This window comes from Hydrogenophaga sp. 2FB (assembly GCF_005503365.1).
GTDB lineage: Bacteria > Pseudomonadota > Gammaproteobacteria > Burkholderiales > Burkholderiaceae_C > Hydrogenophaga.
The window spans coordinates 24,848-37,705 of sequence record NZ_SCML01000061.1 but is presented as its reverse complement, the minus strand read 5'-3'; the positions used below and the strand labels follow the sequence as shown (position 1 = coordinate 37,705).

11 protein-coding genes and 1 pseudogene are annotated in these 12,858 nt (G+C 68.2%); 8 read left to right on the top strand and 4 right to left on the bottom strand.

Features of this window, described 5'->3' with window-relative positions; genetic code table 11:
- Together FFS09_RS26030 and FFS09_RS26025 are read right to left on the bottom strand one after the other, a co-directional pair.
- A pseudogene (locus tag FFS09_RS26030) lies at positions 1-397 on the bottom strand (energy transducer TonB); the annotation flags it as partial.
- 254 nt (positions 398-651) lie between these two features.
- On the bottom strand, positions 652-1,794 hold the full coding sequence (locus FFS09_RS26025; protein WP_137921850.1) for an alpha-hydroxy acid oxidase: 1,143 nt from the start codon (positions 1,792-1,794) through the stop codon (positions 652-654).
- Positions 1,795-1,952: 158 nt separating this feature from the next.
- On the opposite strand from FFS09_RS26025, the gene FFS09_RS26020 reads away from it, so the two are divergent.
- From FFS09_RS26020 to FFS09_RS25995, 6 genes are read left to right on the top strand one after another with little or no spacing between them, the layout of a single operon-like run.
- The gene (locus FFS09_RS26020) at positions 1,953-2,282 is read left to right on the top strand and encodes a hypothetical protein (protein WP_137921849.1); all 330 of its coding nucleotides are present in this window, start codon (positions 1,953-1,955) and stop codon (positions 2,280-2,282) included.
- Complete coding sequence (locus FFS09_RS26015; protein ID WP_137921848.1) at positions 2,279-2,890, top strand: DUF6162 family protein; 612 nt, start codon at positions 2,279-2,281, stop codon at positions 2,888-2,890. The genes FFS09_RS26020 and FFS09_RS26015 overlap by 4 nt, the downstream gene beginning before the upstream one ends.
- Before the next feature lie 48 nt (positions 2,891-2,938).
- Positions 2,939-3,877 (top strand): metal ABC transporter solute-binding protein, Zn/Mn family, encoded by a 939-nt coding sequence (locus tag FFS09_RS26010; protein ID WP_137921847.1) that lies wholly within the window; start codon positions 2,939-2,941, stop codon positions 3,875-3,877.
- Entirely contained in the window at positions 3,874-4,683 is an 810-nt protein-coding gene (locus tag FFS09_RS26005; protein ID WP_137921846.1) for a metal ABC transporter ATP-binding protein, read from the top strand. The genes FFS09_RS26010 and FFS09_RS26005 overlap by 4 nt, the downstream gene beginning before the upstream one ends.
- Positions 4,683-5,585 carry a metal ABC transporter permease gene (locus tag FFS09_RS26000; protein ID WP_137921845.1) on the top strand — a complete coding sequence of 301 codons (903 nt, stop codon included), beginning with the start codon at positions 4,683-4,685 and terminating at the stop codon, positions 5,583-5,585. Before FFS09_RS26005 ends, FFS09_RS26000 begins: the two co-directional genes overlap by 1 nt.
- Positions 5,582-6,517 (top strand): metal ABC transporter solute-binding protein, Zn/Mn family, encoded by a 936-nt coding sequence (locus FFS09_RS25995; RefSeq protein ID WP_137921844.1) that lies wholly within the window; start codon positions 5,582-5,584, stop codon positions 6,515-6,517. Before FFS09_RS26000 ends, FFS09_RS25995 begins: the two co-directional genes overlap by 4 nt.
- 4 nt (positions 6,518-6,521) lie before the next feature.
- Here FFS09_RS25995 and FFS09_RS25990 read toward each other — a convergent pair whose 3' ends face one another.
- Together FFS09_RS25990 and FFS09_RS25985 are read right to left on the bottom strand one after the other, a co-directional pair.
- On the bottom strand, positions 6,522-7,223 hold the full coding sequence (locus tag FFS09_RS25990) for a response regulator (protein WP_137921843.1): 702 nt from the start codon (positions 7,221-7,223) through the stop codon (positions 6,522-6,524).
- Positions 7,216-8,772 (bottom strand): ATP-binding protein, encoded by a 1,557-nt coding sequence (locus FFS09_RS25985; RefSeq protein WP_171020198.1) that lies wholly within the window; start codon positions 8,770-8,772, stop codon positions 7,216-7,218. The genes FFS09_RS25990 and FFS09_RS25985 overlap by 8 nt, the downstream gene beginning before the upstream one ends.
- Before the next feature lie 128 nt (positions 8,773-8,900).
- On the opposite strand from FFS09_RS25985, the gene FFS09_RS25980 reads away from it, so the two are divergent.
- Positions 8,901-10,853 (top strand): efflux RND transporter periplasmic adaptor subunit, encoded by a 1,953-nt coding sequence (locus FFS09_RS25980; protein WP_137921841.1) that lies wholly within the window; start codon positions 8,901-8,903, stop codon positions 10,851-10,853.
- Complete coding sequence (locus FFS09_RS25975; protein ID WP_137921840.1) at positions 10,850-12,853, top strand: MacB family efflux pump subunit; 2,004 nt, start codon at positions 10,850-10,852, stop codon at positions 12,851-12,853. Before FFS09_RS25980 ends, FFS09_RS25975 begins: the two co-directional genes overlap by 4 nt.
- The last annotated feature ends 5 nt before the right edge of the window (positions 12,854-12,858 follow it).

The window sequence follows — 12,858 nt, the reverse complement described above, 5'->3', positions numbered from 1 at the left end:
GTGCGGGGGGCGCTGCCACCACCGCGGGCGGTGCGGGTTCGGGTGGCGCCACCACGGGCGCCACGGGCGAAGGTTCCTGTCGCAGCACGGGCTGCGGCGTGGGCTCGGGCCGGGCCACGGGCTTCGGTTTGGGCTGCGGCTGCTTGACGGCCGGTGCGGGTGGCGGTGGCTCGGGCGTGACCAGGGGTTGGGCCGGCTCGATGAGTTCGGCCAGCACCTGGACCGGAATCACCATTTCAACGGCACGGTGCAGCAGGCCGGTCTGCAGTGCCCAGACCACCAGCACGTGCAGGCCGACCACGGCACCCACCACGAGCACGCGGCGGTTGATGCGGCGGGGCTCGGTGCTGGACATGGAAGACATGGGGTGCGCGACGCTGGCGCTGGCGGTGGACATGGTGACTAAGGCGAGGGCGCTTCGATACGTGACGTGGGGGCCGTTGGTGAGCCCTTGTTATGAACTACCTGTGCCGAAAAATCCACCACGCGGCGACCAGCATGAGCATGAGACTGGCACCGAGAACGGCGAGGCCTGTGGTCATGGGGGTCCTTTCGCGTGGGCGGCTGTGCGGCGTGTGACAGGAAACTGGCGCCATTCTAAACGAGAATGTTTCGCATTCGCATGATCTCGAGAAAAAAGTGCAAAGTATTTCAGCGCCGGGGCGGTGCATCTCCCTGGGCCAGTGCCGCGGGCGCATCGGCCAGCGTGCGGCAGCCGGTCAGCGCCATGGCGATTTCCAGTTCGTCGCGCAGCAGGCGCAGCACGTGCGCCACGCCAGTGGCGCCGGCATTGGCCAGGCCGTGCAGCACCGGTCGGCCCACCAGCACGGCGCTGGCCCCCAGGCCCATGGCCTTGAGCACGTCGGTGCCACGGCGGATGCCGCCGTCCACCAGCAGCGGCACGTCGCCTTGCACCGCCTGTGCGATGCGCGGCAAGGCAGCGGCGGTGGTGACGGCGGTGTCCAGCGTGCGCCCGCCGTGGTTGGAGACGATGACGCCCGCGGCGCCGCAGCCGATGGCCTGCCGGGCGTCGTCGGGGTGCAGGATGCCTTTGAGCAGCACGGGCAGGCGGGTGATCGAACGCAGCCAGGCGATGTCGTCCCAGGTGGGTGCGTGGGTGAGCAGGTCGTCGAACACGGCGCTCTGGCCGGCCTGCAGGACGCGTGGTGGGCTGCGCAGGCCGGCGAGGTTGACCGCGCTGACGCCGTCGGGCAGGCGGAAGTGGGCGCGCCGTTCGCCGTCGCGCGCACCTTGTACCGGCGCGTCCACGGTGAGCACCAGTGCCTCGTAGCCGGCGCTCTCCGCGCGCCGCACGAGTTCCTGGGTGAAGCCGCGGTCGGGCTGTGCATACAGCTGGAACCACAGTGGGCCGCGTCCGGGCTCTGGCAGGAACGCCTTGGCGATGTCGTCGAGAGGGGCTGAGGCCTGGGTGCTGAACACCAGGCCCGCCCCCAGCGCTGCCGCCGCCAGTGCGGTGGCGTTTTCACCGTCGGGGTGCGCCAGGCGCTGGTAGGCCATGGGCGCGACCAGGATGGGGTGGGGCAGCGTGCGCCCGAGCAGTTGAACGTGCGTATGTCCACCCGCCAGCGGCCGCAGCACCCGGGGCAGCAGCTCGATGTGGCGCCAGGCGTCGAGGTTGCGCGCGAAGGTGAGTTCGTCGGCGGCCGCGCCGAACAGGTAGGCCCAGGTGGCGTCGTCCAGCAGGCCTTGGGCGTGCTGCTCGTGGTCGGCCAGGGTCACCACCCCGGCGGGCAGGGTGCGGTTCGGATGCGGGAGGTCGGGGCGTGCGGTCATGGGGCGGAGCCTGGGCGTGGTGCAGCAAAAACAGGAGCAATGAGGAAGGGGGCGGGGATGTTTTGCTGTCTATAATTGGGAACAATTCTCATTCATAGTCCGCTATTGTCCACGCCGGACCGCTCCCACCGGGGTGGCCGCTCACCGAATTCTGGTCCATGCACTCCCGAACCCGTTCCTTTTTCCTGGCCGCCACCTTTCTGGGGGCGGCCGCGCTGCCGGGACTGGCGTCGGCCCACAGCCTGATGCTCACCTGCCGGCCGGCGGCGGAGGGCATGGTGCGTTGCGTCGGCGAATTTTCGGATGGCAGCGATGCGGTGGGCATGGGGGTGCAGGTACAGGCCTATGACGAGCGCGTACTGCTCAAAGGTACGCTGAGCGGCGATTCGTCGTGGACGTTCAAGCGACCCGCTGGCGAATTCTTCGTGCGCCTGGACGACGGCGGGGAGCATTCGGCCGAGGTGGACCACACCGACGTCAAGCCATGACGACTCAAGTAGTGAAGCCCGCTGGCGCGGGCCACGAAACACTGTGGGTCTTGCTGGCGTCCGCTTGCATCCTGTTGGCAGCCACGGTCCTGATCGGCGCGCGCGCACAACCCCTGGCCGCAGCGGCGCTGGCGCCGAACCAGATCGATGCGCGCACGCAGCTCAACGCGGTGGAGCAGGGGGTGCACGCCGATCTGTTGGTGGCCGCGGAAGAAATCACCGCGCTGGTGGCGACCGACAAGCTGCTGCCGCGCGTCGAGCAACTGCGCGAGATGGAACTGCCGCCTTTCGCCGTCGGCGCGGGCGCGGGCACGCGTGGCGGGCACGAGTGGCGCACCTCCACGCAAGGGCATGAAGTGGCCTATGTGGGGCGCAGTGCGGCACCCGATGTGGCGGCCTCGATGCTGCTGCGCCTGCCCGCTGCCAAGGGCGTGGGCGAAGCGCCTGGCGCTCATGGCCACGGCGACGAGCCCGAAGTCTGGGTGCAGCGCGAAGGCCCGGGCGCCTGGCCCGAGCAGCTCGACGACGCATCGCTCACGCGCCAGGGTTGGCGCCAGGTGGTGGTGCGCTACGACGCCGGCGTCACGCGCAAGGATGTGGCGCGCTGATCCGCGCGCCATTCCTCTCCGTTTCTCTTTTCTTTCGGGACTTCATTCATGCAAGACCACCACACGCCTTCCGCGCGCCGCCGCCATCTGCTGTCCGCCCTGGCCTGGTCGCCGGTGGCGCTGGCCGCTTCCAGCGTGCCCGCGTGGGCCCAGGCGCGCAAGCTGCGCGTGGGCGTGACGCTGCACCCTTACTACAGCTACGTCGCCAATGTGGTGGGCGACCTGGCCGAGGTCATCCCCGTCATACCCGCCGGCTTCAACCCGCACGCCTACGAGCCGCGCACCGAAGACATCAAGCGCATTGGTTCGCTCGACGTGATCGTGCTCAATGGGGTCGGACACGACGACTTCGCCGGCCGCATGATCAAGGCGAGCGAGAAGCCCGACCTGAAAGTGATCGAGGCCAATGCCCAGGTGCCGCTGCTCGCGGCGGTGGGCACGGGGCGCGGCACTTCTGGCAAGGTGGTGAACCCGCACACCTTCCTGTCGGTAACGGCGTCGATCTCGCAGGTCAACACCATCGCGCGCGAACTCGGCAAGCTCGATCCCGCGAACGCCACGGCGTACACCACCAACGCGCGCGCCTATGCGCAGAAGCTGCGCAAGCTGCGCGCCGATGCCCTGGGTCAACTGGCCCAGGCGCCGGGCGCCGACTTCCGCATCGCCACCATCCACGGCGCGTACGACTACCTGCTGCGCGAGTTCGGTCTCGAAGTGGCGGCCGTGGTCGAGCCCGCGCACGGCATCGAGCCGAGCCCTTCGCAGCTCAAGGGCACGATCGACCAGATCCGTTCGCTCGACGTGAAGGTGATCTTCTCGGAGATGGATTTCCCGTCGGCGTATGTCGACACCATCCGCCGCGAAACCGGCGTGCGCCTCTACGCGCTCACGCACATTTCGCATGGCCCGTACACGGCCGACAAGTTCGAGAAAGAGATCGCCCGCAACCTGGCCACCGTGGTGCGCGCGATCCGAGAGTCCGCATGAGCGCCCGCCCGGCCGCTCCGAAGGGCGCTCGCACCGCAGGCCACAAGGCCGAAGGAATTCCTGTGTCCGTGAAAGAGGCGGGTGGACCCGAGATTGTTTTTGATGCCGTTGACCTCTCGCTCGGCCACACCGACATCCTGCGGCAGGTGAATTTCCGCGTGGCCGCCGGCGGCGTGCATGCGCTGGTCGGCCCCAATGGCGGTGGCAAGAGTTCCCTGTTCAAGGCCCTGCTGGGCCAGATGCCGCACCGCGGTCAGATCAGCCTGAACTGGCCCGGCGAACTGCCCGGCACCGTAGGCTATGTGCCGCAGGCGCTGGTCTTTGACGCGGGCTTGCCGATGACGGTGCTGGACTTCATGGGCGCGATGTGCCAGCGTCGGCCGGTGTTCCTCGGCCTCTCGCCGCGCTGGAAGGCGCCGGTGGAGCAGGCCTTGCAACAGGTGGGCATGCTGGAAAAATCCGGCCGCCGCATGGGCGCGCTCTCGGGCGGCGAACGCCAGCGCGTGTTGCTGGCGCAGGCCTTGATTCCATCGCCCGATCTGATCCTGCTCGACGAACCCATGTCCGCGTTGGACGAGGCCGGTGTCGACACCTTCGAGCGGCTGCTCGCGCATTGGCGCGCCACCCGCGTGACGGTGCTGTGGATCGAGCACGACCTCGACGCGGTCACGCGCCTCGCGGACCACGTGACCGGCCTGAGCCGGCACGTGTTGTTCGACGGCCCGGCGGCCAGCACATTGACCCCGGACCGCGTGCTCGCGCTGTTCTCCAGCCGCGCCCGGCGCGACGAGAAAGAGGTGGCGTGATGAGCGCGTTCGATTCCTTGCGCCAGACGATCCAGCACATGGCGGAGCAGGGCACGTTGCCAGCCTCGCTGGCCTATGGTTTCGTGGTCAACGCCGTGCTCGCCGGTCTGTTCATCGGCCCGGTGCTCGGTGGCCTGGGCACGCTGGTCGTGGTCAAGCGCCTGGCGTTTTTCTCGGAGGCCGTCGGCCACGCCGCACTCACGGGCGTGGCCATCGGCATCCTGCTGGGTGAGCCCTACACCGGGCCCTACGGCAGCCTGTTCGCCTACTGCCTGCTGTTCGGCATGATGCTGAACTACCTTCGCAACCGCACCGGCCTCTCGCCCGACACCTTGATCGGTGTGTTCCTCGCGGTGTCGCTCGCCATGGGCGCGAGCCTGCTGCTCATGCTCTCGGGTCGCGTGAACATCCACATCCTGGAGAATGTGCTGTTCGGCTCGGTGCTCACGGTGGACGCGGGCGATCTGCTGGTGCTCGCCGTGGTCGGCTCGCTGGTGGTGGCGCTCACCGTGCCGCTCTACAACCGCTTCATGCTGGCCAGTTTCAACCCGCAACTCGCGAGCGTGCGCGGCGTGCGCGTGAAGCTGCTGGACTACCTGTTCGTGGTGCTGGTGACCATCGTGACGGTGGCCTCGGTCAAGGTGATTGGTGCCATTCTGGTCGGCGCACTGCTCATCATTCCTGCTGCCGCAGCGCGCCTGCTGAGCCTGTCCTTGCGTGGCTTCTTCTGGCTGAGCGTGTTGATTGCCACCATCAGCACGCAGATCGGCATCCTGGTGCCGATCGAACTCGAACTGCCGGTGCCCTCGGGCGCGGCCATCATCCTCACGGCCGGCGCGCTCTTCGCGCTCGCGGCGATCGTTCGTGGGTTCACCCCGTCATTGAAAGGACATGCTGGATGACCTCGCGTCTGTCTCCTTCCCGCTGGTGTCAGGTCGGCCTGCTGGCCTTGTCGCTGGGTGCCATGTCCATGGCCAGCGCGCAAACAGCGGCCGCGCCCACGGCAGCAGTCGCCGCCGCGCCGGCCCGCCTGCTGGTGTCACACCCGGTGGTGGCCGCGCTCACCACCGCGGTGGTGCGCGACACCGGCATCGTGGTGCTGCGGCCCGCGCCCGAGACGCTGCCGCCAAACCGCCAGCTCGCGTTCTTCTCCGGGCGCGGCGCGGCCGCCCTGGGCGAGGCTGCGCGACAGGCCGATGCGGTCGTGGGCCTGCGTTCCATCTGGCCCGACGACCCGCTGTTTCCGCTGGCGCGCCGCCAGAACATCCGCCTGATCGAGATCGATGCGGCGCGCCCGCTCGATGCGTCCTTGCCGGGCATGGCCCTGCAAGAGCAGGCCGCTTCGGCCACCGATCTGCCCTGGCTCGACCCGGTGAACCTCGGGCGCATGGCCGACGTGATCGCTGGCGACGTGGCGCGCCTCGTGCCCGCGGCCAAGCCGCGCCTGCAGACCAACGTGGCCACGCTGCGCCAACAGGTGCTGGCCATCACGGCGCAGAGCGAAGCGCGCCTGGCCAGTGCGAGCAGCGTGGCGGTGTTCAGCCTGTCCGATCGGCTCGACTACCTCGTCAATGGCTTCAATCTGGATCTGGCCGGCACCGATGCGCGCGCCGATGAAGCGTGGACGCCCGACGCATTGGCCGATCTGACGAAGCGCCTGCGCAGCGCTTCCGTGGCCGCCGTGTTGCACCACCGCGAGCTGCCGGCGAACGTGGCGCAAGCCGTGCAGCAAGCGGGCGTGAAAGCCATCGTGCTGCAAACCGAAGGGCGCGACCCGATCGGTGAGCTGCGCGAAAACAGCCAGCGCCTGGGCGCGATCGCGGCTGCGCGCTGAGCGCTTACGCGCTCACCGGCGGCTCAAACTTGTAGCCCAAGCCGTAGACCGAGTGAATGAGCTCCTGCTCCGGCAGGTGCTCCTGGATCTTGCGCCGCAGCTTCTTGATGTGGCTGTCCACGGTGCGGTCCGAGACGATGCGCTCGTCCTGGTACATCGAGTCCATCAACTGTTCGCGCGAGAAGATGCGTCCGGGGCGCGCGCTCAGCACCTTGAGCAACTGGTACTCCACGGCGGTCAGGCCCAGGTCGTGCCCTTCGAGGGTGGCGCGCCACGCCGCGTCGTCCATCTTCAGCCCGGTGGGCAAGCTGTGGTCTGGTGCCGCGGCGTGCGTGCCACGGCGCAGCACGGCCTTCACGCGCGCGATCACCTCGCGCGGGCTGAAGGGCTTGCAGATGTAGTCGTCCGCGCCCAGCTCAAGGCCGAGCAGCCGGTCGATCTCTTCCACCCGCGCGGTGACCATGATGATGGCCGGCGCCGGCTTGCCGGGCGCACCCGCGCGCAGGGCCTTGCAGATGTCGAGCCCGCTCTTGCCGGGCAGCATCAGGTCGAGCAGCACGAGATCCACCGGGTGGTGTTCCAGCCAGGCCTCGACTTCGTCGCCGCGCGTGAGGTGGTGCGTGTCGTAGCCCGACTGCTTCAGGTAGTCGAGCAGCACGCCGGCGATCTTGTTTTCGTCTTCGACGATCAGGATGCGTTCAGTCATGGGCGGCTTCCGTCTGCAGTGGCAACCAGATGTCCCAGCGCAGGCCGCCGAGCGCGCTGGCAGAGGCCTGCATGCGCCCGCCGTGGCCTTCGACAATCGCCTGCGCGATCGCCAGGCCCAGGCCCGAGCCACCGCTGGCGCTGGCGCGCGATTCGTCCACGCGGTAGAGCCGTTCGGTCAGGCGGGGCAGGGCTTCGGGTGGCACGCCGGGGCCGGTGTCTTCCCAGGTCAGCTGGGCTTCTTGGCCATCGCGTTGCACCTGCACGCGCAGCGTGGCGGGGTCGGCGCTGTAGCGTTGCGTGTTCTGCAGCAGGTTGGACAGCACCTGGTCGAGCCGGTCGCCATCAGCACGAATCTCGAGGCCTTCGGTGAGGGCGGTGTTCACCTGCAGTGGCTTGCCCGGCAGGCTGGCCGCGTCGCTGATGTGGTGGCCGACAAAACGGCCGAGGTCGACGGCGGCGAACCGGTAGTCGAGCGCGCCCAGGTCGGACAGCGAGAGCAGCCGCAAATCTTCCACCAGCCGCGTGAGCCGGCTCACCTCTTGGGCCAGCGAGTTCAGGTTGCCGGTGTCGGGTTTGCGAATGCCGTCCTGCAATGCTTCGATCTCGGCGCGCAGGGTGGCCAGCGGCGTGCGCAGCTCGTGCGCGATGTCGGCAATCCATTGCTGGCGCGCCTGCTGCGCCGCCTGCAGCGATGTGGCCATGTGGTTGAAGGCTTGCGCGAGCTGGGCCAGCTCGTCGTGGCCGCGCGCGGGCAGGCGCACGCCGTAGTCGCCCCGCGCCACAGCGGCGGTGCCTTCGCCCAGCACATGCAGACGGCGCGAGAGCCAGCGCGCGATCAGCGCCGCGTTCAACAGCACCGCCGCCAGCATGGCCGCGGCGATGACGGCGAAGGTGCGGGTCTGCTGCGCGAGGAACACGCGCTCGAGCGAGGTCACCATCTGCAGGCGTGGCACGTAGCCGAGGTAGCCCACGCGCTGGCCATTCACATCGATCGGTTTGAACACCGCCTGTTCGGCCCGGCCTTCGGGCCCCATGAGCAACTGGCGTTGCGCATCGAAGAGCATCAGGCGCGGATCAATGGTGAGCGCGGGTTGCGGGTTGCTGTTCGGGCCTGTCGTCGGTTCGGGTGGTGGCGGCGGCAGTGTCGGGATGGTGGTGGCTGGTGGCGACGTTCCCGCACCGGCGTTGCCCGGTGTCTGTGCCTGTTCGCCGGGCCGGCGTTGCTGGCGCCCTCCGCCACCGCCGAGGGTCTCGCGCGACAATTCGAACCAGCGCTGGCGGTCGCCCACGATCCAGTCCCAGTTGTTGCCGTTCTGGCGGTAGCCGTCGGCCAGGCGCGCGACCAGAGGTTGCAGGCGCGTCTCGTCGACCCGGTTCAGGTACTCCACCAGGCCCTTGTCAAAGCTCCAGCTGTAGATGAAGTAGGCCGACATGACCAGCAAGATGTTCGCGCCCGCGATGGCCAGGAACAGTTTGACACGCAGCGTGTCGAACCGTGAGAGGCCGGCGCGGAGGCGGGACAGGGAGGCGGGGCGGTCGATCTGCATGGTGTTGCCGAGACTAAACCCAAATCTTTCAAACTTTGTGCAAGCCTGGCCTCCCTGCGTACGCATTCTTTCCATATTTCGCGGGCAATATCGCGCCCATCCCTGGCATCACAAGAACATCCACCGATATGAACGACGTCAAACCTGAAGCGGGCAAGAGGCCCATCACCCGCCGCAAGACCTGGAAACTGGCGCTGATCGCGCTGGTGGGCCTGGCCGTGATCGGTGGCGCCGGCGGTTTCGCGTACTACCGCTGGGGGCCGGGCGCCAAGACCGAGAGCGCCTACATCACGGCCACGGTGCAACGCGGCGATATTGAAGACCAGGTGAGCGCCACCGGCTCCTTGCAGCCGCGCGACTATGTGGATGTGGGCGCGCAGGTCTCGGGCCAGTTGCGCAAGATCCATGTGGAGGTGGGTACCGAGGTGAAGGAGGGCGATCTGCTCGCCGAGATCGATGCGGAAACTTCGCAAGCCCGCGTGGAAGCCAGCAAAGCACAGCTGCGCTCGCAAGGGGCCCAGATGGCCGAGCGCGAACTCACGCTGGCCAAAGCCGAACGCGACCTGCAGCGCCAGAAGAACCTGATGGTGGAAGAGGCCACCACGGCCGAGACATTGCAGAACGCCGAGACGGCGGTGAAGACCGCGCGCGCGCAGATCAATTCGCTGAAGGCGTCGATGGAGCAGCTGCAGGCCAGCATGCGCGTGGAAGAGGCCAACCTCAAGTACACGAAGATTTATGCACCCATGGCCGGGACGGTGGTCAGCATCACCGCGCGCCAGGGCCAGACGCTCAACACCAACCAGTCCGCGCCGACGATCTTGCGCATCGCCGACCTGTCGGTGATGACGGTGCAGACGCAGGTGTCCGAGGCCGACGTGAGCAAGCTGCGCGGCGGCATGTCGGTGTACTTCACCACCTTGGGCGGCCAGGGCCGCCGCTGGTACGGTGAACTCAAGAAGATCGAACCCACGCCCACGGTGACCAACAACGTGGTGCTCTACAACGCGCTGTTCGAGGTGCCGAACAACAACCGCAGCCTCATGACCAGCATGACTGCGCAGGTGTTCTTCGTGGTGGCCGAGGCCAAGGACGTGCTGGTGGTGCCGATGTCGGCGCTGACGATCCAGCGTGGTGCGCAAGGCGGCAACCGTGGTGGGCAGGGTGGGGCAGGCGGCCGCGCACCGGGCTCGGCATCGCCATCCAGCACCCCGTCCACGACGCCACCGGCCACGCCGTCGACCACCACGCCAGCCGCTCCCGCTGCGCCCGGCGCGGCTCCGGCCACCCCAGCCCCGCGTGGCACCACCTCGTCCATTTCCGGCAGTGCTTTCAAGACGGTGGCCGACACGGTCGTCGTTGCGCAGGCCAGCGAGCGCCCGCGCATGGACCGCGAGGCCTTCCAGAACATGAGCGAAGAAGAGCGCGCCCGTTTCCGTGAGCAGCGCCGCAAGGAACGCGAGGCGGCGGGTGGGGCCGAAGGCGATCGCCCTCGCATGAGCCCCGAGGCGTTCCAGAACATGTCGGAAGAAGAGCGTGCGCGCTTTCGCGAGCAGCGCCGCAAGGAACGCGAAGCCGCGGGCAACGCCGGTGGTGGCAATGCGAACGCCGGTGCGGCGACACAGAAAGGCCCGGCGTCGGGTGCCAATGCGAATGCCAAGGCCAATGGCAGCGGCAAGACCGATACCAAGGTGGATGCCAAAGCGGATGCAAAAGGCGGTGCGAAGACCGATGCCGCCGCACCCGCAGGCCGCAAGGACGCCAGCGCGCCATCGGACGCCAACGTGAGCGGCATGCCGCGCAACAGCGCTTCGTCGCGCGCGTCGCGCGGCCCGCGCCAGGCCAAGGTCAAGGTCATGGCCGAAGACGGCAGCATCGAGGAGCGCGACATCACCATCGGCATCAGCAACCGCGTGCATGCCGAAGTGCTGTCGGGCCTGAAGGAGGGCGATCGTGTGATCGCGGGTGTGCGCGAACCCGAGCGCGCGACCACCCAGCGGCCAAGCACGGGCGTGGGCCAGCAAAACCTCGGTGGCCCCGGCGGTATGCCCGGCGGCGCCCCGGCCGGAGCACGGCGATGAGCCAGTTGCCGCAGTCGCCAGAAGTGCAGGCGCTGCGCGGTGCGCAGCAGGGGCTGGGCGTGCCGCTGATCGATTTGAGCGGCATCACCAAGACCTACCGGAACGGCGACCTGTCGGTCGAGGTGCTGCACGGCATCGACCTGAAGATCTACCCCGGCGAACTCGTGGCCATCATGGGCGCGTCCGGTTCGGGCAAGTCCACCTTGATGAACATCCTGGGTTGCCTGGACAAACCCACCACCGGCCGCTACCACTTCATGGGCCGCGATGTGTCCGAGCTGGAACGCGACGAGCTGGCCGAGCTGCGCCGCGACGCGTTCGGCTTCGTGTTCCAGAGCTACAACCTCATCGCCACCGGCACCGCGGCCGACAACGTGGAAGTGCCTGCTGTGTATGCGGGCATTCCACCGGCCGAGCGCCACGCTCGCGCGAGCGAGTTGCTCGGCTCGCTGGGCCTGGGCGATCGCATGCACCACCGGCCGAACCAGCTGTCGGGCGGCCAGCAGCAGCGGGTGTCGATCGCGCGCGCGCTCATGAACGGCGGCCGTGTGATCCTGGCCGACGAACCCACCGGCGCGCTGGACAGCAAGAGTGGAGCGGACGTGATGGCGCTGCTCAAGGACCTGGCCGCGCAAGGTCACACGGTGATCCTCATCACCCACGCCAAGGAAGTCGCCGACAACGCGCACCGCGTGATCGAAATCAAGGACGGCCACATCGTGGCCGATCCCGGCCCGCGCCCGCCCGAAGGCCAGGCCGCGCAAGCCGCACTGAACTGGACCGCGCGCGCCGGCCGCATTTCGCACCTGAGCGACGTGGTGGAGGCGGCCAAGACGGCGCTGCGCGCGCTGCGGGCCAACGTGTTCCGCGCCATCCTGACCTTGCTCGGCATCGTGATCGGCGTGGCGTCGGTGATTGCCATGCTGGCCATTGGCGACGGCGCCAAACAGGTGGTGATCGACCGCATCAGCGCCATGGGTTCCAACCTGTTGCTGGTGCGCCCCGGCGCGCCGAACCAACGGGGTTTCCAGAACACCGCGACGCTGGTGCTCGCGGACGTGCAGGCGATCGACAAGGAAGTGCCCAACGTGCTCGCGGCGGTGCCCGAGCAGAGCAGCACCTCCACGCTGCGCTACGGGGAGTCCGACTACTCCAGCAGCGTGCTCGGCACCTCCTCGAAGTACCCGCTGGCCCGCCAGTGGAAGGTGAAGTCGGGCACCTTCTTCACCGAAGAAGACGAGCAGGAGTACGCCACCGTGGCAGTGCTCGGCCAGACCGTGGCCAACGCGCTGTTCCCGGGTGGTGAGGACCCCTTGGGCAAGTACGTGCTGGTCAATAACCTGATCTTCCAGGTGACCGGTGTGATGACCGCGCGCGGCGCCTCGCCCAACGGGCAGGACCAGGACGACGTCGTGCTGGTGCCGTACGCGACGAGCCAGTTGCGCCTCTCGGGCCAGCGCTTCCTGCGCAATGTGACGGTGGCGGTGTCCGACGTGAGCCGCATCGACGAGACGCAGTCCGCGGTGGAGTCGCTGCTGGCCGAGCGCCATGGCGTGATCGACTTCCAGATCCGCAACATGGCCTCGATCATCGACACGGCCACCGAGACGCAGAACACCATGACCATCCTGCTGGGCTCGATCGCCGCGATCTCGCTGCTGGTGGGCGGCATCGGGGTGATGAACATCATGCTGGTGAGCGTGACCGAGCGCACCCGCGAGATCGGCATCCGCATGGCCACCGGCGCCCGCACGCGCAACATCCTGCAGCAGTTCCTGATCGAGGCGCTGGTGGTGTCGGCCATCGGTGGCCTGGTCGGGGTGGTGATCGGCCTGGGCGTGGCGGCGGTCATCGGTGCCACGGGCACGGCGGTGCAGTACTCCGTCACGCCGGTGGTGCTGGCCTTTGGCTGCGCCTTTGCCACGGGTCTGGTCTTTGGCTTCCTTCCCGCCCGAAAAGCCGCGCGGCTCGACCCTGTCGTGGCCCTCGCATCTGAATGAGCACC

What these genes read in the sequence shown, in the direction of transcription:
- FFS09_RS25980 (WP_137921841.1), top strand. Translation starts at nt 8,901, where the DNA reads ATGAACGACGTCAAACCTGAAGCGGGCAAGAGGCCCATCACCCGCCGC.
- FFS09_RS26015 (WP_137921848.1), top strand. Translation starts at nt 2,279, where the DNA reads ATGACGACTCAAGTAGTGAAGCCCGCTGGCGCGGGCCACGAAACACTG.
- FFS09_RS25990 (WP_137921843.1), bottom strand. Translation starts at nt 7,223, where the DNA reads ATGACTGAACGCATCCTGATCGTCGAAGACGAAAACAAGATCGCCGGC.
- FFS09_RS25995 (WP_137921844.1), top strand. Translation starts at nt 5,582, where the DNA reads ATGACCTCGCGTCTGTCTCCTTCCCGCTGGTGTCAGGTCGGCCTGCTG.
- FFS09_RS26005 (WP_137921846.1), top strand. Translation starts at nt 3,874, where the DNA reads ATGAGCGCCCGCCCGGCCGCTCCGAAGGGCGCTCGCACCGCAGGCCAC.
- FFS09_RS25975 (WP_137921840.1), top strand. Translation starts at nt 10,850, where the DNA reads ATGAGCCAGTTGCCGCAGTCGCCAGAAGTGCAGGCGCTGCGCGGTGCG.
- FFS09_RS26020 (WP_137921849.1), top strand. Translation starts at nt 1,953, where the DNA reads ATGCACTCCCGAACCCGTTCCTTTTTCCTGGCCGCCACCTTTCTGGGG.
- FFS09_RS26010 (WP_137921847.1), top strand. Translation starts at nt 2,939, where the DNA reads ATGCAAGACCACCACACGCCTTCCGCGCGCCGCCGCCATCTGCTGTCC.
- FFS09_RS26025 (WP_137921850.1), bottom strand. Translation starts at nt 1,794, where the DNA reads ATGACCGCACGCCCCGACCTCCCGCATCCGAACCGCACCCTGCCCGCC.
- FFS09_RS25985 (WP_171020198.1), bottom strand. Translation starts at nt 8,772, where the DNA reads ATGCAGATCGACCGCCCCGCCTCCCTGTCCCGCCTCCGCGCCGGCCTC.
- FFS09_RS26000 (WP_137921845.1), top strand. Translation starts at nt 4,683, where the DNA reads ATGAGCGCGTTCGATTCCTTGCGCCAGACGATCCAGCACATGGCGGAG.